This is a genomic window from Cupriavidus basilensis OR16, assembly GCF_000243095.1.
In the GTDB taxonomy this organism is placed as follows: Bacteria; Pseudomonadota; Gammaproteobacteria; order Burkholderiales; family Burkholderiaceae; genus Cupriavidus; species Cupriavidus basilensis_D.
In genome coordinates this window covers 1-1,572 of record NZ_AHJE01000224.1, presented here as the reverse complement: position 1 = coordinate 1,572, position 1,572 = coordinate 1, and the positions used below count along the sequence as shown (strand labels likewise).

At 65.4% G+C, this 1,572-nt stretch carries 2 protein-coding genes; both read left to right on the top strand.

The genetic code is table 11. The features are described from left to right. A partial coding sequence (locus OR16_RS38290) for an acyl-CoA dehydrogenase family protein (RefSeq protein WP_006164700.1) occupies positions 1–257 on the top strand: 257 nt, incomplete at its 5' end. Positions 258–325: 68 nt separating this feature from the next. Then, the coding region (locus OR16_RS38285; RefSeq protein WP_006164699.1) for a carboxyl transferase domain-containing protein at positions 326–1,572 on the top strand (1,247 nt) is incomplete at its 3' end.

Sequence of the window (1,572 nt, the reverse complement as noted above, 5' to 3'; positions counted from 1 at the left end):
GAAGAACCTGGATTCGCTCGGGCACCGGGCACGTGCGCCAGGTGCGCAAGGACTGCGCCGCGGTGATCCTGTACACCGCCGAGAAGGCCACCTGGATGGCAGGCGAATCCGTGCAGATCCTGGGCGGCAACGGCTATATCAACGAGTATCCGGTGGGCCGCCTGTGGCGTGATGCCAAGCTGTACGAGATCGGCGCGGGCACCTCGGAAATCCGCCGCATGCTGATCGGGCGCGAGCTCTACGCCGAAACGGCATGAGCATCCGGCCCAAGTCCACGCGCCCGTAGCGCAAGCCACAAGAACAAAGACCCGAGATCCGACACCCTATGCCCACGCTCGAAACCAAACTCAATGCGCGCTCGGAGTCCTTCCGCGCCAATGCCGACGCCATGCAGTCGCTGGTCGCCGACCTCAAGGCGAAGATCGCCAAGCTAGCGGAAGGCGGCGGCGAGGAAGCCCGCGCCAAGCACCTCGGGCGGGGCAAGCTGCTGCCACGCGAGCGCGTGCAGCAACTGCTGGATCCGGGCACGCCGTTCCTGGAGCTGTCGCAGCTCGCGGCTTACGACATGTACGATAATGCCGCGCCGGGCGCTGGCATCATCACCGGCATCGGCAGCGTGGCCGGGCAGGAATGCGTGATCGTCTGCAACGACGCGACCGTCAAGGGCGGCACCTACTACCCCCTCACCGTGCGCAAGCACCTGCGCGCGCAGGAGATCGCCGAGCAGAACAACCTGCCCTGCATCTACCTGGTGGACTCGGGCGGCGCCAACCTGCCCAACCAGGATGACGTGTTCCCGGACCGCGACCACTTTGGCCGCATCTTCTACAACCAGGCCAACCTGTCCAAGCAAGGCATTCCGCAGATCGCGGTGGTGATGGGTTCGTGCACGGCCGGCGGCGCGTATGTGCCGGCCATGAGCGATGAGTCGATCATCGTCAAGAACCAGGGCACCATCTTCCTGGGTGGCCCGCCGCTGGTCAAGGCGGCCACCGGCGAGGAAGTGACCGCCGAGGACCTGGGCGGCGCCGATGTGCACACGCGCCTGTCGGGCGTGGCCGATTACTTTGCGCAGAACGACGCGCATGCGCTGTCGCTCGCGCGCAATATCGTGCAGCACCTGAACCGCCGCAAGCCGGACCAGATCCGCTTGCACAAGCCGCTGCCCCCGCGCTATCCGGTGGAGGAGCTGTACGGCGTGATCCCTACCGACACGCGCAAGCCCTATGACGTGCGCGAGGTCATTGCGCGCATCGTGGACGACTCGGACTTCGACGAGTTCAAGGCCCGCTACGGCACCACGCTGGTGTGCGGCTTTGCGCGGATCTGGGGTTATCCGGTAGGCATCATCGCCAACAACGGCATCCTGTTCTCGGAGTCCGCGCTCAAAGGCGCGCACTTTATCGAACTGTGCTGCCAGCGCAAGATCCCGCTGGTGTTCCTGCAGAACATCACCGGCTTCATGGTGGGCCGCAAGTACGAGAACGAAGGCATTGCCCGCAACGGCGCCAAGATGGTGACGGCGGTGGCGACCGCGCAGGTGCCGAAGTTCACGGTGATCATCGGCGGCTC